We start from the raw sequence: 21,870 nt of genomic DNA, 5'->3' as shown, positions 1-21,870 counted from the left end.
CCGTCATACCTGAGGATGATCCCGGACTCCCGGGATCATCGTCGGGTCACCGAGGATGGCCCAGGTCTCGTGTGGATGGCCCCTGGCTCAGTGACGGGGTCCGACGAGGCCGGCTTCGTAGGCGAACACGACGGCCTGCACACGGTCACGAGCCGCGAGCTTCATGAGGATCCGACCGACGTGGGTCTTCACAGTCGGCTGCGCGAGAAAGAGCCGCTCGCCGATCTCGGTGTTGCTCAGACCGGTGGCGATGAGGACGAGGACCTCGGTCTCGCGCTGGGTCAGTGACTCCAACCGGCGCATATCGGCCGCATCGAGACGGCTCGCACCGGCCAGCCCGGACGCATCCGCGCCAGCGGTGCTCAACGTCCCCCGACCGCTCAGCGCAGAGGTGCCCACCTCGGATGATGCAGGCTCACCGTCCCCGGGCGGGATGGGCGCAACGGCCTCGGCCGATCTCGCATCGGTTCCCGCGGCCGCCGAATTCAGATCCGAATGTGGTGGATCTCCCGCGCCGAGGTGGGGCAGGAGTCGTGTCTCGAGCAGTCGTTTGGTGGTGGTGGGGGCGATGACGGCACCACCGTCGACGACGGTGCGGATCGACTCGAGGAGCACCTCGGGCAGGGTGTCTTTGAGAAGGAAGCCTGACGCACCGGCGCGCAGCGCGCGCAGGGCATAGTCGTCATCGTCAAACGTGGTCAGCACGATGATCTTCGGGGGACGGATCGTCCCCTCGTCGGCGAGAGCGAGGATCCGCTGGGTCGCTTCGATGCCGTCGATACGGGGCATCCGGACGTCCATGAGCACGACATCGGGTTCGTCCTGCCTGACGATGTCGAGACCTGCCTCACCGTCGCCGGCCTGCCCGACGACGGTGAGGTCCGGCTGGGAGCCGATGACCATGGCGAAGCCCGCCCTCACGAGGGCCTGATCATCGACGAGCACGATGCGAAGCGGCCCGCTCCCCCGAGCATCAGTCCGACCGTACACGGTCGCCTCGCCATCGGCGCTCATCGGCTGCTCTCCTCGACTTCGACGGACTGACTCTCTCCGGTCTCGGCAGCCTCGGCAGCCTCGGCGGTCTGCCCGGTTTCGGCGGGCTGTCCCGTCTCAGCCTCCTGTCCTGTTCCGGCGGTCTGCCCGGTTCGGGCGGTCTGCCCTGTTTCGGCAGACCCATTCTCTCCATGATCGGACGAATCTTGAGTGCCGGTGCCCGGGGTGAGTCCGGAATCGGGTCCGGAATCGGGCCCGGGTTCGGGTCCGGGTTCGGGTTCGTAAGTGGGCGCGGGAGCGGTCAGCGGCAGTCGGGCCTCGACGAGGAATCCCGTCGTCGTTCCGAAAGCGCTTCCCATGACCGCACCGGAAGAGAAGCCGGGCTTCGCGTCGGTGCGCCCTTCGGGACGGTCCTTCACTCCGGTCGAACGGATCGGTCGAGCCGTGAGCGTACCGCCGTAGAGCGCGGCGCGTTCCTGCATGCCGACGATGCCGTAGCCACGGCCGTGGGCAGCCGTCCCTGTCGGGTCGTCCGCTCCGTGGCCGTCCGTTTCTCCGCTCACGCGGGCGCTCGTCTGTCCGGTTCCGTTGTCGCTGATCCGGGCGACGAGCTCCGCGTCCTCGGCCAGCAGCTCGACATGTGCCCGAGCACCGTCCCCGGCATGTTTGAGCACATTCGTCAGCGCTTCCTGAACGATGCGGTAGACGGCGAGCGACGCTCCTTCGGCCAAGCGACCGCGGTCGACGTCATCCAGTTCGGTCACCGAGACCGGAAGCCCCGCCGATCGCACATCGGCGATGAGGGAGCCGATGTCGGCGACGCCGGGCAGCGGCGACGAAGAGCGTTCGTCGTCCTCCTCGGCGCGGAGGAAGCCGAGCAGCGACCGCGTCTGTGCCAAGGCTTCCCGTCCGGTCTGCGCGATGGTCTCGAGGGCTCCGACGGCGACGGCCGGATCGGTCTTCGCCGCATAGCGACCGCCGTCGGCCTGGGCGATGACGACGGACAGGGAATGGGCGATGACATCGTGCATCTCGCGGGCGATGCGCATGCGTTCGGCATCGGCGGCCAGCCGGGTCTCGGATTCGCGTTCGCGTTCCAGCAGGCGGTTGCGCTCCCGGATGCCCTCGATCTCGCGGCGGCGACGGAATCCGACTCCGCCCAGGAGCCAGGCGATGAGCACGATCGAAGCACACAGCGCCACGACGACGACCAGCAGCACGTATTCGCCGAATGCCAAGGGACGCGGGTTCACCCCGATCGTCGCCTGCAGGGACACGAGGTAGAGCCACCCGCCCAGGAAGAGCGCGCCGAGGAGGCCCAGGGCGAGCACGATGCGACCGTGGTTCCGTGTCCCCCACGCCGTCGTCGAATACACGGTGATCGGCACGGCGACGATTCCGAACGTCGGTCCCATCATCGTGAGCACGGTCAGCAGGCAGCCGACGGCGATGAGCGAGGAGCTCAGCAGCGGGGCAGTGCGCCGCAGTCCCAGCGGCAGCGTCTGGAGCAGAACGATGCCGACCTGCACAGCCACGGGCACCAGGGCGATCTCGCTCCGCTCGGCCTGAGAGGAGGTGAAGACGACGGTCAGATAGGTGATCGGCAGAGCCCAGAGCAGCGAGTCGACGATCCACGGATGAGCGGTGAGGGTGCGACGGATGCGGTCGACGCGGTCGGGGGTGCGCTGCTGCGGCTCCGGGCGGTGGCCCTCGGTCCGGATCGATCGATTGCTCATGCCGGCCATGTTAGTTCCGCGCCGCCGGAGCTCACATCATACTCAGGGCTGATCCGAGCAGACCATGCCGGCCGCGGCGCTCACCCGCGGCCGCGGCGCTCACCCGCGGCAGCTCGCTCACCCCGGAGGGCGGCCCGCCCCCACTCACCGAGGCGGCCCTCCCCTATGGCGCAGCCCCGGACCAGCCGCTGCGTCTCCCCCGCTCGGCGAGGATCTGCTCACGGAGGATGTCCGCGTGTCCGCAGTGCTGGGCGAGTTCGCGGAGAACGTGCAGGAGCACCCATTTGAGCGGCATCGGTCCGGCCCGATGGCCGGTGAGCACGGTGTCGAGGCCCATCCCTTCGATCGCGGCGTGCGAGCGTTCCACGGCGGCCCGGAAGTCGGCTGAGACGCTGGCGATCGTGTCCGAGGAGTCGAGGAGGAAGGAGTCCTTCGAGTCCTGCGGCAGCCCGTAGTCGACTCGACTCCGGCCGGTGACCGCCTCACCGAACCAGACGGTTTCGACGAACACCGCATGCTTGAGCAGAGACAGCGGGCGCGTTCTGCTCGGCACCAGGGACCGCCTCGCTTCGTCTTCGCTCAGGTCGTCGAGGCTCCCGAGCAGATGCTGTCGGTGTTCGTCGATGAACGCTGTGAACTGCACGCCGAGGTCGGACTCGCGCACATCGAAAGGTCTGATAGTCGGACTGCCGCCGTCGGCGCCTACACCTGTCATGTCCCTACTGTAGAGCCGCCTCGGCGGGGGAGGACGGACCCGAGCGCCGACTCGCCCGGAATCGCAGGCGATCAGCATCCTTGTCCGGCAGGTCACCCGGACCTATGCTGAAGTGACCCACGTAACCCGTCGTTCGGGCAGGAGCCTTCTGAACGTCGCCGGAGCAGTCGACTTCAGGGCATCACCGCTCAGAGGAGGTCGCTCATGTCCACCACTTCAATGCATCCGGCCACGAGTGCTTCGCAGAACCAGCCGCAGACTCCCGCGCTGCCCTACGCTCGCCGCCACGACCAACTCGTCGGGTCCGTCATCGATGCCTCCACCACGGTGCTGGCCCAATACGACCACGACATCGTCAAGTTCGGCATGGGGGCACCGGCCCGGGACATGCTCCCGGCCGCGGACTTCGCCCGCATCGCCTCCGACGTCTTCTCCCCAGAGAACTTCACGTACGGGGAGACGAAGGGCGAGCCGGTCCTCATCGACGCCGTCCACGACTACCTCACAGCGACCGAACAGATCCCGCCCGAACAGCAGGGAAACCGCGACCGTCTCCTCATCACCTCCGGGGGCATGCAGGGACTTGACCTCGGGTTCAAACTCTTCGTCACTCCAGGTGATCTCGTCGCCTGCGAGTCGCCGACCTACACGAACGGTTCGGCCACGGCCATGAGCTATGAGGCGGAGATCCTCGAGGTTCCCGTCGACGACGAAGGCATGCAGATCGAGGCTCTCGAGGAGCACACGAAGCGCACCGGGCGCGCCCCGAAGGTCATCTACACCGTCCCGACGTTCCAGAATCCGGCCGGGGTGACGATGTCTCTGCCGCGTCGCGAACGCCTCCTCGAGTTCGCCCACAAGCACCGCTCGGTCATCATCGAGGACAACCCGTACGGAATGCTGCGCTTCTCCGGCGAGTCCGTGCCCGCGCTGAGCGACCTCAGCCCGAACGATCCCCTCATCTTCGGGGTGCGCACGTTCTCGAAGTTCGTCGCCCCGGGCCTGCGCGTGGGCTGGATCGACGTCGACCCCGAGGTCCGCGAGCTCGCCGTCAACGCCAAACAGACGATGGACTCCTGCGCCCCCGTTCCCAACCAGCACCTCATCGCCCGCTGGTTGGAAGAAGGCGGTGCCGACGCTCATGTGAAGACCCTGCGCGAGGCCTACCGCGAGCGCAAGATCACCATGTCACAAGGCCTCGAGAGGCTCTTCCCCGGAGAGATCCGAGCCACCGACCCCGACGGCGGCTTCTTCCTGTGGGTGACCTTCGAGGACGAGACGATCAAGACCGAAGATCTGATGACCACCGCGCTCGAGGAGGGTGTGGCCTACATCCCCGGTCCCGCCTTCTCGCCGGCCGGGAACTTCTCGAACGCACTGCGGCTGTGCTTCGCCTCGGCAGCCCCCGACCGCATCGACGACGGACTCGAGCGCCTCCGCCGCGCCCTCGATCGGTACCGCTCAGAGCGCTGAGCTCAGTTCACGATGGCCGGTTCGGCCGCCTCGGCGCTCGGCATCAGACCTCGCCGAGGCGGCCGATCCATTGGATGAGGAGCTGAGTCTCCGTTTCGCCCAGAATTCCCGGGTTCGCCGCAGCACGTTCGATGACAGCATGGCCCAGACGAGCGTCGCCCGGTTCCGTCTGTCCGGTTCCGGTGATGGCGGCGAGCACGCCTTCGCGCACGCCTGCCGAGAGCGCGGGATCGTCCCTGCCTTGGATGATCAGTCGCAGCGTGACGCCGATATTCGTGGCGAGCACATGAGCAGCCGCCTGCTCATGGCCGACGACGAGTCGTCCCTCCCGTTCGGCCTTGAGAGTCAGACTGCGCAGAATCTCGCTCGGCTTCGACTGCGCCTCGGGTGAATAGCCGGGCCTGACCTTGCCGTACATGAGGGTGTAGAAACCCGGGTTCTCCAGACCGAAGGCGACGTGGGCGTCCCAGCCCACACGCAGATCCTGAATCGGGTCGCCGCTGGATTCGGTCGAGGATTTGGCTGACAGATACATGTCGAAACCACGTTCGACGACAGCTTCGATCAGCCCCTGCTTATTGCCGAAGAAGTGATACAGAGTGGGCATCTTGACCCCCGCCGCGTCGCAGACCGCCCGCAGTGAGAAGTCCTCTCCGGGCGCAGCGGCGATGAGGTCGGCGGCCGCCTCGAGCAGGCGGGTTCGTGTATCCGTTGCCTCAACTTCTGTCATATCGCTATATTATAGTGTAACGTCGATATAGTTCGATGTAGCAACGATATGGAGGTTGAAACCATGACCGAACAGACCCTTCAGGGCAAGACCATCCTCATCGCCGGAGGCGGCAAGAACCTCGGCGGACTCATCGCCCGGCAGACCGCCGCGGCGGGAGCCGATATCGCCATCCACTACAACTCGGAAGCAACGCGCCCGGAGGCCGAAGAGACACTCGCAGCCGTCGAGTCCAGCGGCTCGAAGGGTGTCCTGCTCACCGGAGACCTCACCCAGCCCGCCAACGTCGAGAAGCTCTTCGACGATGCCGTCTCGGCGTTGGGGGCCATCGATATCGCGGTGAATACGACAGGCAAGGTTCTGCGCAAACCCATTGCGGAGACCACCGAGGATGAGTACGACGCGATGTTCGACATCAACGCGAAGGCCGCCTACTTCTTCATCAAGGAGGCGGGCAGGCACCTGGCCGACAACGGGAAGATCGTCACCATCGTCACCGCTCTGCTCGCAGCGTTCACCGACGGCTACTCCACGTACGCCGGCGGCAAGAGCCCGGTCGAGCACTTCACCCGAGCCGCGGCGAAGGAATATGCCGAGCGCGGCATCTCCGTCACCGCCGTCGCTCCCGGCCCCATGGACACACCCTTCTTCTACGGCCAGGAGACGCCGGAACGAGTGGAGTTCCACAAGTCGCAGGGCATGGGCAATCGCCTGACCCACATCGAGGACATCGCACCGATCGTGCGCTTCCTCGCCACAGAGGGCCACTGGATCACCGGTCAGACCATCTTCGCCAACGGCGGCTACACCACCCGCTGAGGCGGAGTCGACGCCCAATTCGCATACTGAGCACTCATGAAACTGCCACACCATGAAACCACAGGAACACACATGTCCGATCTGCAGATTCCCGAACCCGTCGAAAGCTTCATCGACACCGTCAACGCTCACGACGACCAGGGCTTCCTGGATGCTTTCACCACCGACGGCATCGTCGATGACTGGGGGCGCGAGTTCCATGGCCGAGAGGCCATCAAGGCGTGGAGCGACAACGAATTCATCGGCGCAGCCGGCGTCTTCACGCCCGAAGAGGTCACCGTCGACGGAGACGACGTCACGGTCGTCGGCGATTGGCGTTCGACGCATGCCAACGGTCGCTCATCGTTCGCCTTCGCCATCGACGGCGACAAACTGAGCAAGATGACGATCCGCGAGGGCTGACACACGGCGACAGCTGATGCCGCAGCGAAAGGGCCGTCGGATGTTGATCATCCGACGGCCCTTTCGCTGCGGCCCTGTGGCACAATGTTGGTGTCGCGCTTGCGCGGCACGGCGGTGGGGCTCGCCGTACCCAACCTCGACGCGGACCGTGATGGTCCGTCTTCGACAACAGTCCCTACCTCGACCGGCGTCAGCATGCCCGAAAGGTAGGAGAGACCATGAGCATCAGCCCCGAACCGAGACATCGCGACCTGAGACATGACGGGCCGCCGCGCGCCCGCGTCATCCTCGGCATCGTCCCCGATCAGCCTGCCGAGGTGATCGCCGCCGCCGCGGACTTCGCCGCCCACTTCGACGCCGAGCTCGTCTGCGCCCACGTCGACGATTCCCGCTATACCGTCGAGACCCGCCCTGACGGAACCGTACGCTCGATGCCAATCGATCCGGACACCACGGCCGAGGCGGCCACCGAATTCGACCCCGATCTCCAGGACCGCATCGCTGCCGCCCTGGCAGGCACGAACGTCGCCTGGTCGACCCGGGCGCTGGCGGGATCTCCGGCGCAGGAACTCGATCGACTCGCCGATGCGCTCGACGCCCGGATGATCGTCCTCGGAGTCCGGCGCGCGGGAATCCGCGGCTCGCTGCACGAATTCTTCAACGGCTCGGTCGCGATCCAGCTCTCGAGGCATCAGCATCGCCCGCTCGTCGTCGTCCCGCTGGCCACAGGCAACGACGGCATGGAAGAACCCCAAGCTCCTGCGACGTCGCCGACCCCAGGTGCCTCCCCCACTGCTGAGCTTCAAACCGGTGAGGGCGAACAGTGACCCGGCCGGTCCACCTCCGTCTGTTCTATCTGGGGCTCGCGTTCGTCGGCGGCACGGTCGGCACGGCCGCGCGAGAGGCGATCAGCTTGGGTCTGCCGGCCGTCGGCGGTGTGCCGTGGGCGATTCTCACGGTGAACATCCTCGGTGCGTTCTTGCTCGGGCTGCTGTTGGATTCCCTGGCGCGCAGCGGTCCCGATGAAGGGTGGCGCCGGAGAGCACGGATCCTCGTCGGCACCGGTTTCATGGGCGGATTCACCACGTACAGCGCGCTGGCCGCGGATACGGTCGGTCTCCTCGGCCAGGGGCACGGCGGTGCGAGCAGTCCCGGTATCGGTCTCGCCTACGGAGTGGGCACGGTGCTCATCGGCGGTCTCGCCACGTTCGCGGGCATCGCCACGGCGACGGCACTCCACAGCCGACGCGAAGCGAGCCCGGCGGACTCGACTCCGTCATCTGTGCAGACGAACTCCGGATCAGCCCGAGTAGGCTCGGATCCGACGAGAGGCGGTGAGGCGAAGTGACTGCACTGCTCTTCATCGCGCTCGCCGTCGCCGGCGGGTTGGGGGCCTCGGCGCGGATGCTGCTCGATGGGCTCATCAAGTCCCGCATGAGCGTCGCCCTGCCGTGGGGGACGATCATCATCAACGTCTCCGGATCGCTGGCGCTGGGATTGCTCACCGGAGCGGCGGGGACCCATGTCCTCCCGGAGTCCTGGCATCTGGTGCTCGGCACCGGGTTCCTCGGCGGGTATACGACGTTCTCGACGGCGAGCTTCGAGACGATCCGGCTCATCCAGGAACGTCGGTGGGCGGCCGGTCTCGTCAACGGGTTCGGCACACTCGCCCTCGCCACGGCGGCCGCGGCGCTCGGGCTGTGGTTGGGCGGCCTGACGTAGCCGCGACCGGCCGTTCTGAGCTCAGCCGCATCTCCACACGCCCGAACTCAGCGAGACATTGTCCGCACAGACGCCGAACAGCCCAGTTGAAGTTGAAGAGCCCATGTTTGAACATGGGCTGTTCAACTTCAACTGGGCCGTCAGCGTGTGATCCCTGGGTCGTTCAGCGAGTCAGACCTGAGTCGCTCCGGCGCGTGAGCGTCAGGTCACTTGTACGCGCGGTGGTACTGAGCCGGCCGGTAGTCGATGTCGAAGCGCAGGGCGTCGGCGGCGCGGAGCGCGAAGTTCGGATCGCGCAGGTACTCACGGCCCACGAGGATCGCATCGGCCTGGCCGGTGGCCAGGATGTGCTCGCCCTGGAACGGTTCGCTGATGAGTCCGACGGCCGCAGTCGGCAGGCCCGATCCCCTACGCACGCCCGCGGCCAGGTTCGTCTGGTAGCCGGGACCGACAGGAATCGTCGCCATCACATTGCCGCCCGAGGAGACGTCGATGAGGTCGACGCCATGCTCCTTGAGCCGAGCGGCGACCTCGACCGTGTCCTCGAGCGTGAGGCCGTCTTCGGTCCAGTCCGTCGCGGACAGGCGCACGAACACGGGAACCTGTTCGCCCACCTCGGCGCGGGTGGCATCGACGATCTCGACCAGCAGACGGGCCCGGTTCTCCACGGTTCCGCCGTAGGAGTCGGTGCGGGTATTGCTCAGCGGGGACAGGAACTCGTGGAGGAGGTATCCGTGTGCGGCGTGGATTTCGACGAAGTCGAACCCGGCCTCGATCGCCCAGCGGGCCGAGGATCGGAAGGCCGCGACCACCTCGGCGATCTCTGCCTCGGTCAGGGCGCGCGGTTCGGCAAGGCCGTCGAAGGCCAGCGCGGACGGGGCCATGGTCTGCCAGCCGCCCTCGTCGACGGGCAGGCTGCCGTCGTGGTCGGTCCCCCACTCCGGATAGGTCGAGGCTTTGCGCCCGGCATGGGCGAGCTGGATGCCCGCGGCAGTGCCCTGCGAATGGAGGAAATCGACGATGGGGACGAAGGCATCGCGCTGCTCGTCGTTCCACAGCCCCAGGTCCTTGGCCGAGATCCGCGCCTCCGGAGTGACCCCGGTGGCCTCGACGATGACGGCACCAGCGCCGCCGCGGGCCATGCCACCGTAATGGACGGTGTGCCAGGGCGCCGGGACCCCGTCGAGAGTCTCGACGGAGTACTGGCACATGGGCGGAACCCAGATGCGGTTACGGAAGGTCAGGCCGCGCAGAGTGAGCGGCTCGAACAGCAGATGAGACATAGCACCTCGTGATCTCGTCGAGATTGGTCGTTCGGAAGTATGAGATTCTTCGTACTTCGCGTTCGCACTTTACTACGAGAAATTTCGTACTACCAAATATCTCGTACAATGGAGGGAGACGACACCATCTGCGACCGGTGGCTGCCTCGACAGCCCACGCCGCCGCAGACCGACACGAAGGCGAGACGGGAGGCTTCAGATGCGCACACTCGACCACCCCAGCCGGGACGAGATGAGACTCGACACCGTACTGGCCGCACTCGCCGACCCGGTTCGCCGCACCGTCGCCTGCAAACTCAACGACGCTTTCGGCGATCACGCGTGCGCGACCTTCGAACTGCCGGTGTCGAAGTCCACGGCGACCTACCACTTCCGCACACTGCGCGAAGCGGGAGTGATCCGCCAGGAATATGAGGGCACGAAGATCATGAACACCCTGCGCAAGGATGACCTCGACGCCCGCTTCCCCGGCCTCCTCGACGCCGTCTTCGCCGCGCAGGACATCGAGCGCGGCGAGGCGTGAGATACCCGTTCGATAACTGGCCCCGACAGGAGGTCAGCCTCAGCTCCTGACCGGCTGGCCATCCTGCCGGTCCTTGGCGCGACCGCGGGCGAGATCGACCAGTCCGATGACTCCGGCGAAGACGATGACGAGCGCGATGAACCCGAAGCCCGCGACGATGGCCGCGCCGTATCCGGCCATCGGCTGGACGACGAAGAACACGGCGGTGACGATCGCGATTCCGATGGCCGTGCCCACTCGCTGCCCGGTCTGCATCACGCCGCCGGAGCTTCCCGCGTAATCGACGGGCACCTCGGCCAGAGTGAGCGTCTGATTCGGGCTGATCGCCATGCCCTGCCCGAGGCCGGTGATCCCGAGTGTGAGGAGCAGCCACCAGATGCTGACTCCCCAGGACTCGTGCGCCAGCACCAGCAGCGCCGAGGCGACGACCCCGGTCAGACCGATCCCGACCCCGAGGACGACCATCTTCCGTCCGAACGTGAGCACGACGCGTCCGGCCGCCTGTGCGGCGATGGCCGAGAGCAGCGCCGAGGGCAGACCGACGAGACCCGCGTGGAGGGCGGGGAACCCGAGGCCATTCTGCAGGTAGAGCGCCACGATGACCCAGATGCCGGGCATGCCGACGAAATACATGGACGTCAGCGATGCCCCGTAGGCGAAGCTGCGTGTCTTGAACAGCTGCATGTCGACCATCGGTGATCCGCCTCGGCGGGAGTACCGGTTCTCCCACCGCACCCACAGCCAGACGACGGCGACGCCGACCGGGACGAGGGCGTAGATCCAGGCCCCTGCGCTGCGTTCGAGGAAGGGCAGCATGACCAGCAGCGTGCCCACGCCGAGCAGAACGAGCCCGACCGGGTCGAAGTCGGCGCGACGCCGGCCGTGCGAATCGGACTCGGTGCCGGTGCCGACCCAGGCGCTCTTCGGCAGCCAGAGCCGGCCGAGGATGATCGCGGCCAGGGCGATCGGCACGTTGATGAGGAACGCCGAACGCCATCCCCATTCCTCGCCGAGCACAGCGATGAGCCCACCGCCGAGGACGGGCCCGATGCCCACGGAGACGCCGACGATCGTGCCGAACATCCCGAAGGCGCGACCGCGCACCTTGCCGTGGAAGTACTGCTGCAGCATCCCCACGCCCTGGGGGCTGAGCAGGCCGGAGCCGAGGCCCATGACGACACGGGCGATGTTGAGCACGAGCGGATCGGGCGACAGTCCCGAGATGAGGGATCCGAGGGCGAAGACGCTGACGCCGATGACGAAGAGCCGACCGCGGCCGAAGAGGTCGCCGGCTCGGCCGGCGGCGACGAGGAGCACGCCGAAGGCGAGCGTATAGCCCGAGAGCACCCATTGGATCGCCGAGTTCGAGGCGCCGATCGAGCGCTGCATGTCGGGGAGGATGACGTTGACGATCGAGACGCTCAGCAGCGACATGAACATCGGGACGAGCATCACCGCAAGGATCTTGCGCTGCTCGGTTGTCATGGTCGTCTCGGAAGTATTACCCATTCATATAGTTCTACGCCGCCCCGCCGACAAGCACAATCGGTCTCCGTGGTGCGTTTGCTCACGCGCCACGGAGACCGATGTGTCCGACGAAGTCGCAGCGGGCCTACTCCCCCTTGCCGATGGCTTCGACCGCGGTCGGGTCGGACGAGTTCAGGAACTCCTCGATGCGCGCGGCTTCCTCACCTTCGCCGATCGCTGCCGCAGCGCGGCCGAGGGCGTAGAGGGCGCGGAGGAATCCACGGTTGACTTCGTGCGAGTACGGGATCGGTCCGGCGCCGCGCCAACCGGCGGCGCGCAGGGCGTCGAGTCCGCGGTGGTAGCCGACGCGGGCGTAGGCATAGGCGTCGACGAGGCGGCCTTCCCTGTGTGCCTCATCGGCCAGTTCCGCCCAGGCCAATGAGGAAGCCGGCAGTGCGGCGGCGACGTCGATGGGCTCTTCACCTGAGTCGATGCGCTTGCGGGCCTCGACGTCCGGGTGGTCATCGGGCAGGTAGGTCGGCTGCGGGCCGAGCTGGCTCGCATCCAGATTGCCGATATGCGATGGGTTGCCGATGGGCTGGGTCATTGCGTCTCCTTCGTTGTCAGGGTCGTAGTCGTCAGATCTCGCCGAGGCGGCTGTCCGCCCCGGCAGCACGGTCAGTCGGTCTTCACTTCGGACGGCAGAACCTTGTACGGGTTCTCACTCAGCGCGCCGGTGACTCCGGCGTCGGCGAGCTGATCGAGCTGCTTCTCGTCCTTGACGTCGGTGGCCCACACATCGAGGTCGGCTCCGGTCCACTTCTCGGCGGCATCGGTCTCGACGGCCACGGCCGTGTACCCGGCCCCGGACAGCGACTCGTTCCCGGACGCTGAGTAGTCACCGGTGAACATGGCGCCGACGCCGGCCTCGGCGGCGGCACGGGCCACCTCGGCGTCGTCGGTGCGCACGATCGTCGACTCCTCGAGCCCCGCCTCGGTGATGGTCTTCAGGGCCGGGGCGGCCACCTCGGCGGAGTCGATGCCGGGCATGAACACGGTGTCCCCGCCGAACTCGTCGACGATCTGGTCCCAGGTGATGGGCTCGCCGGGGCTCGTGTCCTTGCGGGCGGGGGTGATGGTCTGGTCGAGGAATTCGTCGGCGTCGAGCTCGTCGAGGTCCTTCTTCAGGCCCATGTCCTCGGCTGCGGTCTCCGGGTTCGCGGCGACGATCGTGCCGTCGCCCAGCGCCGAGAGGGTGGGCGCGGGAAGGTAGCCGAACTTCACGTTCTCGGTGAAGGCGAGCTTCGAGTTCGCCGGGTACACCGAGGATCCGCCGTCGAGGGCACCCACGGCCGGCGGATTGAGCGAATCGACGGTCAGCTGATCCTTCGACCCGAAGATGTTCATCGCGAGCACGCCCGCGACGAGGAGGACGACGATGACGCCGGCCCACAAGGGTGCGTTGAATTTCTTCGGCGCCGGGCGGTCGGGCACGGGAATGCGTTCGGCCGATTCGGGATCGGGCGTGGGCAGCGGGTCATTGGTGCCGCGGCCGTAGCGGTCTTTGTCGATCCGGTCCGGTCTCTTCTTGCTCATCGGCTGCTGTCTTTCGTCGATCCGGCCCCGGTGACGAGTCCCCGGAGGAACCCGGCGCCCCAGCACAGGTGCATGGTCGGCAGGACGATGCCGAACCAGAATCTCTCCCGTCGTCCGCAGTCCTTCGCCGCCGAGGCGGTCGCCAGGATTCCGGCGATGTAGCCGAAGCTGGGCACATGGACGAGGGAGGTGAAGCGGCGGAGGAACTTCGGCCATGTCTTCGTCGTCCCGGACAGCTGGAGCAGGGTCTCGATCACGGCCGCGCCCATGCCGAGCACGAGCAGCGGCGGGGCGAAGTAGCGGATGGAGTTCTTCGATCCGTAGCGGCGGATGAGTTCGGCTCGCCAGATTCCGGTGGCCCAGAACTGCTGGGCGATCTTCGACCAGGTGCCGCGCGGCCAGTAGGTGACCTCCATGTCGGGGTTGAACCAGATGCGGCCGCCGGCGGTGCGGATGCGCAGGTTGAGTTCCCAGTCCTGTCCGCGTTTGATGCCTTCGTCGAACCCGCCGAGGCGGACGAACACTTCCCGACGGTAGACACCGAGGTAGGCCGATTCGGCTTCCTGTGCCTCGTCACCGGAGTGGTACGCGGGACCGCCGAGGCCGACCGGGGACATATAGGCGCGGGCCACGGCCTTCTGGAAGGGGGTCTTGCCGCGGGCGAGCATGAGGCCGCCGCAGTTCGCCGCCTGGGTCTCACGCAGGGTGTCGATGGCCTGCTGAGTGTAGTCGGGCCCCAGCCCGGAGTGCGCGTCGACGCGGATGATCACCGGATGCCGGGTCTTCGCGAACGCGAGGTTGAGTCCGATCGGGGTCGCGGCCTGCGGATTGTCGACCGTTTGGATCCGAGGGTCGAGGGCTGCCATCGACTCGATGATGGCATTCGTATCGTCGGTCGAGGGGCCGAGAGCGAGGACGATCTCCTTGTCCCCGTCATAGTCCTGCGCGAGGATCGTGGTGATCGCCTGTTCGATGTGCTCGGCCTCGTTGAGGACCGGCATGATGAAGGAGACACCGGGCTTCTCGGCCAGCGGCGGAAGGCCCTCCGGGGTCAGGATCTCAAGTACTTTCGACACGCTGTCAATCTTCCCACACCCGCGCGCACCCGGTCTTGAGGGGGCGTACAGGTGGGGCGCCTGCAACCGCTGGCTCAATGGCGAGGCTTCTGCGTCCATGAGTGAGCCCGTTGCCGAATGGTGGCCTGAAACCTGCGGAGCAAATAAATAAAACAAATATCGTTTGCTTGTACTGCCTAGCCACTCGAGCTACTGAAACGAGCGCGCCGCGACGGCCACCACGAAAGGTCGCGTCGGTTGGTCGATGGTGCTAAAGTAAATAAAATAAATACGATTCAGCCGTATGACATTGGAAGGTCGAATGCCTGACACACGCATGTACGGCCCCAGCCCATTTACGCCGGGCTACAGCAAGCCTCCGCTGGTGTTCGGCGGCCACAGGGCAGAGCTGAACGAAATCACTGAAGTCTTTCGCACGCTCGACTTCGGGGAGAACGATTCGCTGCTGATCTCAGGCCTTCGCGGATCCGGCAAGACATCTATGCTGGCCAGGCTCCAAGACGCAGCACGTGAGGCCGGATGGATCGTCCTTGCAGATGATGCAAGCAAAGGCCTCATGGAACGGATCACTGAGTCTTCCATCCCACGTGAGATCAACCGACTCACAGAGACCACCCGCGCAAGGCTCAGCAGCATAGGAATTTGGAAGTTCTCAGCCGGCTTTGAATATGTCGACCGCAGCCGCAGCGTAAAACCACTGCTGCGCGACGATCTGATTGCTCTCTCCACAGCCCTGAACAGTGAAGCCGGGATCCTCATCACCATTGACGAAGTTTCGTCAGGAAAAGTCCGCTTGCGCGAGCTGTCGCGGTTCGCCCTTGAAGTCGCGCATGCAAAGTCTGAGGGTTCGAACATCATGATCGCCTTTGCCGGGATCAAGGTGGACCTGGATGAACTAGCGAAGAACGACCACACAACCTTCATCCGACGCTCTCGCGATTTGGATTTCCGTCGGCTGAACCCCCAAGAAACCCGACACGTACTCGAAGAGACCATTCGCATCGCAGGCAGGGTAATCGATCCCGAGGCATTGGAACTCCTCATCCGCGTGACCCAGGGCTATCCATATCTGATTCAGCTGGCCGGTGACTATGCATGGAGAAACACCCCCGGCGAGGAGACGATCTCAGTTGAGGACGCACAAATTGCTCACGACAAAGCGATCAGTTCCGTGCAGCGGCGAGTCATCAGCCGAGTTTATGAAGACCTCTCAGAGCGCGACAGAGATTTCGTCAACGCAATGGCTGTCGACGAAGCGGGACGAAGCAAGATGTCAGACATTGCCGATCGCATGGGCACATACGGACAATATGCGCAGATCTACAAAACCAGATTGATCAACAGCGGGTACGTTCAGCCCGATGGTCGGGGATATGTCGCATTCTCGCTCCCCTACCTGGGCGACTATATTCGCTCGATGGCCCCGCAGCACCCTTCAAGCTCTGGAGGGACCGACGGCTGGAGTGCATACCCACCACCGCCGTCTGTATAAAAACGCACTCGAACCTCGCATCATTCGCCTTAGCGCACGCGGCCGCTCCGGCCTGACCTTCCAAAGCCACCACCAAGGCGGTGTTGATGAGGGCACCGCGCTCGACTCCTCGACCGAAGAGCCCGACTGCAAGCCAGTCGAGTACTGTGTCGTAGTCGCGGCAGACCAGGATACTGCCGAGTCAGAGAATACCGACGCCGGGGAAGAATTCCGGACCAACGTCAGCCTCAAAGACCATGAGCACTGATCTCCTTCACAATCACGATCACGCCGCCGTCGATGCGGGGCCGCATCCTGGGCCGATAACTGACCGCGGGTAGGTCTGGGTCCGTCGCCTCGATGAGGGTGCTGTCAGCCGGCCCGGACCGCTTCGATCGGCAGATCGTGCTCGGCGGCGAATTCCACCCAGTGCGCGGTCGGCTCGGCCGCGAAGGTGCGCTCGAGAACGGCCTCCTCGGTGCCGATGTGCACGGCCAGGGCCTTCGCGAAATGGGGCTCGATGCAGGCGACGGCGATGTGCCCATCGGACGTCGGGTAGGTCCGGTAGAACGGTGATCCCCCGCCGAGGTGGCCGCCGGGTGAGCTCAGACCGTGCCGTGCCGGCCCTGCCGCCCATGCGGCCGCCTCGTCGAGGACGACGCGTTTGACGACACCGCCGACGGCGCCCAGCTGCTCCTTCTCCCGCAGTCCGGCGAGCACCTCGAGTGCGGCATGCTCTCCGCCGAGGACGTCGGCGACGGGCACGGTCGGCATCGTGCCGGGTATGAGTGTGGCGTGCGCGGCCTGGTAGGTGAGGTCATGGCCGGGCACGTCGGCGCGGTCACCGGCGAAGCCGACGATCTCCACGTGGACGAGCGCGTGCTGGTCGACGAGCCCGGGCAGGCCGAGTGCGGACGCCGCTCGCGGTCGCATCGCGGTGAGCAGCACCTGAGCCTCGGCGGCGAGGGCGTCGAACTCTGCCTTACCGGCGGGATCCTTGAGGTCGAGCCTGCGGATGTCCTGGCCGACGGTCAGCTCCTGGTAGTACTCGGGCACAGCGGCATCGAGAGGATCGCCCGTGAGCGGCTCGACCTTGATGACCTCGGCCCCAAGGGCGCTCAGCCGGGCGGCCGCCAAGGGCCCGGGCAGGTTCACGGCGAGCGTGATCACCGTGACTCCGGCAAGTGGTTGCTGGTCGGGCACCGTGTCTCCTCGGATTCGCTCGCAGCACGAGTGCTGCACTCCATCGTCTTTCAACGAATGTATTGGAAACTGAAAGAGTGTTCAATAAGCCGCGCCTGCCGCCCTCCGGGTTGTGCCGTGTCGCACATTCCCGTACATTCACAACATAGGACATCATACGTCTTACGTGTCGGTCTTATATGTCAGACGGGACTTCCGCTCGCACTCACGCCCGCGCCGGTCCCCTATCGTTTTCCACGTGAGGAGGGAGCATGGACGCTCCGGGACTCGGCGGCCTCAACTGGGCCGTGATCATCATCTACCTCTTGGCCACCCTCGGCATCGGGGTCTGGTTCACCCGGCGGGCCAGCGGAGGAACAGAGGAGTTCTTCAAGGCCAGCGGACGGATCCCGGCCTGGGCGGCGGGTTTCTCGATCTACGCGACGACGTTGTCGGCCATCACCTACATGTCCACGCCCGAGCAGGCCTTCCTCGCCGACTGGTCCTATGCGGCCGGCAATATCGCGATCTTCGCGATCGTCCCGCTGCTTGTGATCTTCTACATCCCGTTCTTCCGCAAGCTCGACGTCACCACGGCCTATGAGTACCTCGAGGAGCGCTTCGGCCCGAGCATCCGCGTGCTCGGTTCGGTCCTCTTCGTCCTCTTCCACATCGGCCGCGTCGCCATCGTCATCTACCTGCCGACTCTGGCCATCAGCTCGGTCACCGACATCAACCCGGCCCTCGTCGCCGGAGCCGTCGGCGTGCTCTCGATCGTCTACACCTTCCTCGGCGGCATCGAGGGCGTCATCTGGTCCGATGTCGTCCAGGGCATTATCCTCCTCGTCGGCGCGGGGGTCATCCTCGTCTTCGGCATCATGGCCCTCGACGGCGGTCTGGCCACCGTGGTCTCGGACGCCGCGGCCGATGACAAGTTCATCTCCGCGGACAACTGGAAGTTCGGCGGAGCGGCAGCGGCCATCCCGATCGTCTTCCTCGGGTCGGTGTTCAACAACCTGCACCAGTACACGGCCAGCCAGGACGTCGTCCAGCGCTACCAGACCACGGATTCGCCGAAGTCGACGGCGCGGTCGCTCATCGTCAACGGCTTCCTCGCTCTGCTGACGATCCCGCTGTTCTACGGAATCGGCACCGTCCTCTTCAGCTTCTACCAGCACTCGGAGGCTCTGCCCGAGGGGTTCAACACCTCCGCGCTCGTGCCCTACTTCGCTGTCACGGCCCTGCCGGCCGGCGTCTCGGGTCTGCTTATCGCAGCGATCTTCGCCGCCGCGCAGTCGACGATCTCCTCGAGCCTCAACTCGATCTCGGCCTGCGTGACCGTCGACATCCGCGACCGCTTCTTCCCGCCCAAGGACGGAGCGCCGCGCACCGGGGTCGGCTTCTCCCGCGCCGTCATCGTCATCGTCGGCGCTCTGTCCGTCGGGGTCGCGCTCTATCTCTCGGCCACCGATCAGGCGCAGACCTGGGATCTGTTCCTGGCCATCACCGGACTCTTCGGCGTCCCGCTGGCCGGCGTCTTCGCGCTCGGCATCTTCACGAAGCGGGCGAACACCTCGGGAGTGCTTGCAGGGCTGCTGCTCGGTGCCGCACTGGCCTGGGCCGTCCAGGAACAGGCCGGACTGACGCCGTTCATGGTCTCCACCGTCGCGTTCGTCGGCGCCATGGTCTTCGGCTACCTCATCTCTCTGATCACCGGAGCGATGCAGCGCGGCCGCAACGACCACGATGTGCTGCCGCTGACGATCTACGGCAAGCGCTCGGCCTACACTCGCCGAGTCCCCACCGATCCTGCCCGGACGGTCGCCGCATCCGTGGCCTCCGCCCCCGCGGTCTCCGCCGACTCAGCCCCGACGGTCGGATCGGATCCGACCGAGACCGGGGCCGCCTCGGCGAGCAACAACACGAACGACAAGTAAGGACACGACAATGACTGACTTCCACGGAATCATCCCCCCGCTGCTGACCCCGCGCACCTCCGGCGGTGAGATCGACCGCGCCGGGCTGGCCGCCCTCGTCGACCACCTCGTCGCCGGCGGTGTGCACGGAATCTTCGTGCTCGGGTCCTCCGGTGAAGTCCCGTATCTGACGAACGCCGAGCGTGACCTCGTGCTCGAGACCGCAATCGAGGCCGCGGCCGGGCGCGTGCCCGTGCTCGTGGGCATCAGCGAGCAGACGACGACCCGCGTTCTCGAAGAGGCCGACAGGCTGCTGGCCATCGGCGGTGACGCGGCCGTGGTGACCACGCCGTTCTATGCCCTGTCCGACGCCGCCGAGGTGGAGCGCCACCTGCGCGCGGTCGCCGCCCATATCAGCGTCCCCCTCTTCGCCTATGACGTGCCCGTGCGCACGCATATGAAGATGCCGCTCGACGTCCTCGTCCGCCTCGCCGAGGAGGGTGTGCTCGCCGGAGTCAAGGACTCCTCCGGTGACGACGTCGGCTTCCGCCGCCTGCTGCTGGCGACGAAGCACGTGGACGACTTCGCCGTGTTCACCGGCCACGAGGTGGTCACCGACGGTGCGATGCTCGGCGGTGCGGCGGGCATCGTCCCCGGCCTCGGCAACGTCGATCCTGCCGGATACGTGCGCATCTATGACGCGGCGAAGGCCGGCGACTGGCAGGCCGCCGCGGCCGAGCAGGATCGCGTGGCCAGACTGTTCGACATCACCGGGGCTGCCACCCCGGGGCGCGTGTCCGCCGGTGCCGCCGGGCTCGGTGGGTTCAAGACCGCCCTGCAGCTCATGGGCGTCATCGGCTCGAACCGGATGGCCGAGCCGATGGAGGCCCTCGACGCCGCCGAGACCGAGCGCGTCCGCGAGATCGTCGCCGCCGCAGGACTGCTGTGACCCTGCCCGCCACCGTCGCCGTCGATGTCGGAGGCACGAAGATCCGTGCCGGTGCCGTCATCGACGGACGTCTAGCCCACGTGCGCAGCGTGCCGACGCCCGCGACCGCAGGTGCCCGGGCGGTTCTCGACACCATCGCCGAGGTGGCCGCCGCCGTCATTGCGGACGTGCCCGGTTCGGGTGGCGCCGAGTCCGGCGACCTCGCGTGGCGGATCGGCATCGGTGCGGCCGGGGTCATCGATCCCGCCACCGGCGTCGTGGTCTCGGCGACGGATTCGCTGGTCGGTTGGGCCGGGACGGAGCTGACCGCCGAGCTCTCTGCCCGCACGGGACTGCCGGTGCGGGCCGTGAACGATGTGCATGCGCATGCCCTCGGCGAGTCCTTCGCCGGGGCGTCGCGCGGCACGCGAAGTTCCCTGCTCGTCGCTGCCGGGACCGGCATCGGCGGCGGGTTCATCACGGACGGGCACCTGCTCACGGGCCGGAATTCGGCGGCCGGACACCTCGGGCATGTGCCGTCTGCGGCCGCCGCCGGACTGGACTGTCCGTGCGGCGGCACGGGCCACGTCGAGGCCGTCGCCTCGGGCCCAGGCATCCTCGCGGCCTTCCGGCGCTTGGCCCATGAATCCGCCGAGATCGACCCCGGGCCGGTGGAACTTGCGGCGCCAGGGCAGTCCCACGTACCGGCAGCGGCGACACCCTCCGACTCCCCCAGCTCGGCGGCAGTGACGTCATCAAACCCGGCCACGGCGCCGGCGAGCACCCGAGTATTGGGGGCGGCCGCCTCGGCGGGGGATCCTCTGGCCATTCGTGCCTTCGATATCGGGGCACGTGCCCTCGGATCGGCGCTCGGCGGGATCGCGAACGTGCTCGCGCCGGAGGTCATCGTCATCGGCGGCGGGCTCGCCGAGATGGACGAAATCTGGTGGGCGCCTCTGCGTGAGGCCTTCGCCGCGGAACTCATCCCCGCCACCTCCGGAATCGAACTGGTGAAGGCAGAATTGGGGCAGGACGCCGCCCTCATCGGCGCCGCCGGACTGTGGGACGACTCCCCGGTCTCGGAAGACGGCGATCCGGCCCCACGCGCCCGCACGAAGAAGGAGACTCACTGATGCTGTCGAAGACCGAAATCCTCGAGGCGCTGCGCGGGCGGCTCATCGTCTCCGTGCAGGCCTATCCGGGCGAGCCGATGCGGGATCCGAACACGATGGCCCAGATCGCCGCCTCGGCGGTGGCAGGCGGCGCGGCGGCGGTGCGGGTGCAGGGCCTCGGCGATATTCAGGCTTCCCGCTCGGCCGTCGAGGTCCCGGTCATCGGACTGTGGAAGGACGGCAAGAACGGGGTCGTCATCACTCCGACGTTCCAACATGCCTATGCCGTGGCACTGGCAGGCGCCCAGATCGTCGCACTCGACGGGACGCGGCGGGAACGGCCCGACGGGCTGAGCCTGACCGAGACGGTCACTCGCCTCCACGAGCAGACGAACGCCCTGGTGATGGCCGATTGCGGTAGCCTCGACGATGCTCGGGCAGCGGTCGATGCCGGCGCCGACATCATCGGCACGACTCTGGCCGGATACACCGGCGAACGACCGACAACCGACGGCCCGGATCTCGAACTCATCAGTGCCATCCGGGCCGCGAATCTGCCCGCGATGTTCGTCGCCGAGGGCCGCATCCACTCCCCCGCCCAGGCCGCGGCCGCCCGTGAAGCCGGGGCCGAGGCCGTGGTCGTGGGCACCGCGATCACCCACCCGACCACGATCACCTCATGGTTCGCCAAGGCCGTCGAGGGCTGAGCCTGTTCAGGTCGGGGTC

At 66.6% G+C, this 21,870-nt stretch carries 22 protein-coding genes; 12 read left to right on the top strand and 10 right to left on the bottom strand.

Annotated features, from left to right (window positions below; genetic code table 11):
• Positions 1-87 precede the first annotated feature (87 nt).
• The 3 genes from FHG09_RS18535 to FHG09_RS18525 form a co-directional block, all read right to left on the bottom strand.
• On the bottom strand, positions 88-1,014 hold the full coding sequence (locus FHG09_RS18535) for a response regulator transcription factor (RefSeq protein ID WP_152349116.1): 927 nt from the start codon (positions 1,012-1,014) through the stop codon (positions 88-90).
• Positions 1,011-2,729, bottom strand: a complete 1,719-nt coding sequence (locus FHG09_RS18530; RefSeq protein WP_193627447.1) for a sensor histidine kinase — start codon at positions 2,727-2,729, stop codon at positions 1,011-1,013. Before FHG09_RS18530 ends, FHG09_RS18535 begins: the two co-directional genes overlap by 4 nt.
• Positions 2,730-2,892: 163 nt before the next feature.
• Positions 2,893-3,444 carry a DinB family protein gene (locus FHG09_RS18525; protein WP_152349114.1) on the bottom strand — a complete coding sequence of 184 codons (552 nt, stop codon included), beginning with the start codon at positions 3,442-3,444 and terminating at the stop codon, positions 2,893-2,895.
• A 204-nt stretch (positions 3,445-3,648) separates the two neighbouring features.
• Between FHG09_RS18525 and FHG09_RS18520 the strand changes: the two genes are divergently transcribed.
• A complete protein-coding gene (locus FHG09_RS18520) occupies positions 3,649-4,917 on the top strand; it encodes a PLP-dependent aminotransferase family protein (protein ID WP_227492876.1) in 1,269 nt (422 codons plus the stop codon).
• 43 nt (positions 4,918-4,960) lie between these two features.
• On the opposite strand, the gene FHG09_RS18515 is transcribed toward FHG09_RS18520, so the two are convergent.
• Positions 4,961-5,647: a TetR/AcrR family transcriptional regulator gene (locus tag FHG09_RS18515; protein ID WP_152349113.1), complete on the bottom strand. Its 687-nt coding sequence runs from the start codon at positions 5,645-5,647 to the stop codon at positions 4,961-4,963.
• Between the two features lie 63 nt (positions 5,648-5,710).
• Between FHG09_RS18515 and FHG09_RS18510 the strand changes: the two genes are divergently transcribed.
• From FHG09_RS18510 to crcB, 5 genes are all read left to right on the top strand, one after another.
• Complete coding sequence (locus FHG09_RS18510) at positions 5,711-6,466, top strand: SDR family oxidoreductase (protein ID WP_152349112.1); 756 nt, start codon at positions 5,711-5,713, stop codon at positions 6,464-6,466.
• Positions 6,467-6,538: 72 nt separating this feature from the next.
• Positions 6,539-6,868 (top strand): nuclear transport factor 2 family protein, encoded by a 330-nt coding sequence (locus FHG09_RS18505; protein ID WP_152349111.1) that lies wholly within the window; start codon positions 6,539-6,541, stop codon positions 6,866-6,868.
• 218 nt (positions 6,869-7,086) lie between these two features.
• Positions 7,087-7,695, top strand: coding sequence for a universal stress protein (locus FHG09_RS18500; RefSeq protein WP_152349110.1), 609 nt, complete (start codon positions 7,087-7,089; stop codon positions 7,693-7,695).
• Positions 7,692-8,216, top strand: coding sequence for a fluoride efflux transporter FluC (locus FHG09_RS18495; RefSeq protein WP_193627446.1), 525 nt, complete (start codon positions 7,692-7,694; stop codon positions 8,214-8,216). The genes FHG09_RS18500 and FHG09_RS18495 overlap by 4 nt, the downstream gene beginning before the upstream one ends.
• Complete coding sequence (gene crcB / locus FHG09_RS18490; RefSeq protein WP_152349109.1) at positions 8,213-8,590, top strand: fluoride efflux transporter CrcB; 378 nt, start codon at positions 8,213-8,215, stop codon at positions 8,588-8,590. Before FHG09_RS18495 ends, crcB begins: the two co-directional genes overlap by 4 nt.
• A gap of 206 nt (positions 8,591-8,796) precedes the next feature.
• Here the strand turns inward: crcB and FHG09_RS18485 are convergent, their stop codons facing one another.
• Entirely contained in the window at positions 8,797-9,873 is a 1,077-nt protein-coding gene (locus FHG09_RS18485; protein WP_152349108.1) for an NADH:flavin oxidoreductase/NADH oxidase, read from the bottom strand.
• Positions 9,874-10,072: 199 nt separating this feature from the next.
• On the opposite strand from FHG09_RS18485, the gene FHG09_RS18480 reads away from it, so the two are divergent.
• Complete coding sequence (locus FHG09_RS18480) at positions 10,073-10,396, top strand: ArsR/SmtB family transcription factor (RefSeq protein ID WP_152349107.1); 324 nt, start codon at positions 10,073-10,075, stop codon at positions 10,394-10,396.
• A 39-nt stretch (positions 10,397-10,435) separates the two neighbouring features.
• On the opposite strand, the gene FHG09_RS18475 is transcribed toward FHG09_RS18480, so the two are convergent.
• From FHG09_RS18475 to FHG09_RS18460, 4 genes are all read right to left on the bottom strand, one after another.
• A complete protein-coding gene (locus FHG09_RS18475; RefSeq protein ID WP_227492875.1) occupies positions 10,436-11,905 on the bottom strand; it encodes an MFS transporter in 1,470 nt (489 codons plus the stop codon).
• Positions 11,906-12,008: 103 nt separating this feature from the next.
• Complete coding sequence (locus FHG09_RS18470; protein ID WP_152349106.1) at positions 12,009-12,470, bottom strand: DUF3151 domain-containing protein; 462 nt, start codon at positions 12,468-12,470, stop codon at positions 12,009-12,011.
• Between the two features lie 71 nt (positions 12,471-12,541).
• Positions 12,542-13,459, bottom strand: coding sequence for a hypothetical protein (locus FHG09_RS18465; RefSeq protein WP_227492874.1), 918 nt, complete (start codon positions 13,457-13,459; stop codon positions 12,542-12,544).
• Positions 13,456-14,535 (bottom strand): glycosyltransferase family 2 protein, encoded by a 1,080-nt coding sequence (locus FHG09_RS18460; RefSeq protein WP_227492873.1) that lies wholly within the window; start codon positions 14,533-14,535, stop codon positions 13,456-13,458. Before FHG09_RS18460 ends, FHG09_RS18465 begins: the two co-directional genes overlap by 4 nt.
• Positions 14,536-14,818: 283 nt before the next feature.
• On the opposite strand from FHG09_RS18460, the gene FHG09_RS18455 reads away from it, so the two are divergent.
• On the top strand, positions 14,819-16,027 hold the full coding sequence (locus tag FHG09_RS18455; protein WP_227492872.1) for an AAA family ATPase: 1,209 nt from the start codon (positions 14,819-14,821) through the stop codon (positions 16,025-16,027).
• Positions 16,028-16,378: 351 nt separating this feature from the next.
• Here FHG09_RS18455 and FHG09_RS18450 read toward each other — a convergent pair whose 3' ends face one another.
• Positions 16,379-17,209 (bottom strand): CoA transferase, encoded by an 831-nt coding sequence (locus tag FHG09_RS18450; protein WP_152349104.1) that lies wholly within the window; start codon positions 17,207-17,209, stop codon positions 16,379-16,381.
• Between the two features lie 251 nt (positions 17,210-17,460).
• Between FHG09_RS18450 and FHG09_RS18445 the strand changes: the two genes are divergently transcribed.
• Genes FHG09_RS18445 through FHG09_RS18430 form a run of 4 tightly spaced genes read left to right on the top strand, consistent with a single transcriptional unit; the run spans position 17,461 to position 21,851 of the window.
• A complete protein-coding gene (locus tag FHG09_RS18445) occupies positions 17,461-19,125 on the top strand; it encodes a sodium:solute symporter (protein WP_152349103.1) in 1,665 nt (554 codons plus the stop codon).
• A 10-nt stretch (positions 19,126-19,135) separates the two neighbouring features.
• A complete protein-coding gene (locus FHG09_RS18440; RefSeq protein ID WP_152349102.1) occupies positions 19,136-20,053 on the top strand; it encodes a dihydrodipicolinate synthase family protein in 918 nt (305 codons plus the stop codon).
• Positions 20,050-21,165 carry an ROK family protein gene (locus FHG09_RS18435; RefSeq protein WP_227492871.1) on the top strand — a complete coding sequence of 372 codons (1,116 nt, stop codon included), beginning with the start codon at positions 20,050-20,052 and terminating at the stop codon, positions 21,163-21,165. Before FHG09_RS18440 ends, FHG09_RS18435 begins: the two co-directional genes overlap by 4 nt.
• Positions 21,165-21,851, top strand: a complete 687-nt coding sequence (locus FHG09_RS18430) for an N-acetylmannosamine-6-phosphate 2-epimerase (RefSeq protein ID WP_152349101.1) — start codon at positions 21,165-21,167, stop codon at positions 21,849-21,851. The genes FHG09_RS18435 and FHG09_RS18430 overlap by 1 nt, the downstream gene beginning before the upstream one ends.
• Positions 21,852-21,870 lie beyond the last annotated feature (19 nt).

The sequence above is a fragment of the Brevibacterium sp. CFH 10365 genome (assembly GCF_009299785.1).
Lineage (GTDB): Bacteria > Actinomycetota > Actinomycetes > Actinomycetales > Brevibacteriaceae > Brevibacterium > Brevibacterium limosum.
This window is presented reverse-complemented; position numbering and strand designations above follow the sequence as displayed.

Bases quoted from the DNA above. Each gene is read 5' to 3' on its own strand.
- FHG09_RS18535 (WP_152349116.1), bottom strand. From the start codon at position 1,014: ATGAGCGCCGATGGCGAGGCGACCGTGTACGGTCGGACTGATGCTCGG.
- FHG09_RS18530 (WP_193627447.1), bottom strand. From the start codon at position 2,729: ATGAGCAATCGATCGATCCGGACCGAGGGCCACCGCCCGGAGCCGCAG.
- FHG09_RS18525 (WP_152349114.1), bottom strand. From the start codon at position 3,444: ATGACAGGTGTAGGCGCCGACGGCGGCAGTCCGACTATCAGACCTTTC.
- FHG09_RS18520 (WP_227492876.1), top strand. From the start codon at position 3,649: ATGTCCACCACTTCAATGCATCCGGCCACGAGTGCTTCGCAGAACCAG.
- FHG09_RS18515 (WP_152349113.1), bottom strand. From the start codon at position 5,647: ATGACAGAAGTTGAGGCAACGGATACACGAACCCGCCTGCTCGAGGCG.
- FHG09_RS18510 (WP_152349112.1), top strand. From the start codon at position 5,711: ATGACCGAACAGACCCTTCAGGGCAAGACCATCCTCATCGCCGGAGGC.
- FHG09_RS18505 (WP_152349111.1), top strand. From the start codon at position 6,539: ATGTCCGATCTGCAGATTCCCGAACCCGTCGAAAGCTTCATCGACACC.
- FHG09_RS18500 (WP_152349110.1), top strand. From the start codon at position 7,087: ATGAGCATCAGCCCCGAACCGAGACATCGCGACCTGAGACATGACGGG.
- FHG09_RS18485 (WP_152349108.1), bottom strand. From the start codon at position 9,873: ATGTCTCATCTGCTGTTCGAGCCGCTCACTCTGCGCGGCCTGACCTTC.
- FHG09_RS18480 (WP_152349107.1), top strand. From the start codon at position 10,073: ATGCGCACACTCGACCACCCCAGCCGGGACGAGATGAGACTCGACACC.
- FHG09_RS18475 (WP_227492875.1), bottom strand. From the start codon at position 11,905: ATGGGTAATACTTCCGAGACGACCATGACAACCGAGCAGCGCAAGATC.
- FHG09_RS18470 (WP_152349106.1), bottom strand. From the start codon at position 12,470: ATGACCCAGCCCATCGGCAACCCATCGCATATCGGCAATCTGGATGCG.
- FHG09_RS18465 (WP_227492874.1), bottom strand. From the start codon at position 13,459: ATGAGCAAGAAGAGACCGGACCGGATCGACAAAGACCGCTACGGCCGC.
- FHG09_RS18455 (WP_227492872.1), top strand. From the start codon at position 14,819: ATGACATTGGAAGGTCGAATGCCTGACACACGCATGTACGGCCCCAGC.
- FHG09_RS18445 (WP_152349103.1), top strand. From the start codon at position 17,461: ATGGACGCTCCGGGACTCGGCGGCCTCAACTGGGCCGTGATCATCATC.
- FHG09_RS18440 (WP_152349102.1), top strand. From the start codon at position 19,136: ATGACTGACTTCCACGGAATCATCCCCCCGCTGCTGACCCCGCGCACC.
- FHG09_RS18430 (WP_152349101.1), top strand. From the start codon at position 21,165: ATGCTGTCGAAGACCGAAATCCTCGAGGCGCTGCGCGGGCGGCTCATC.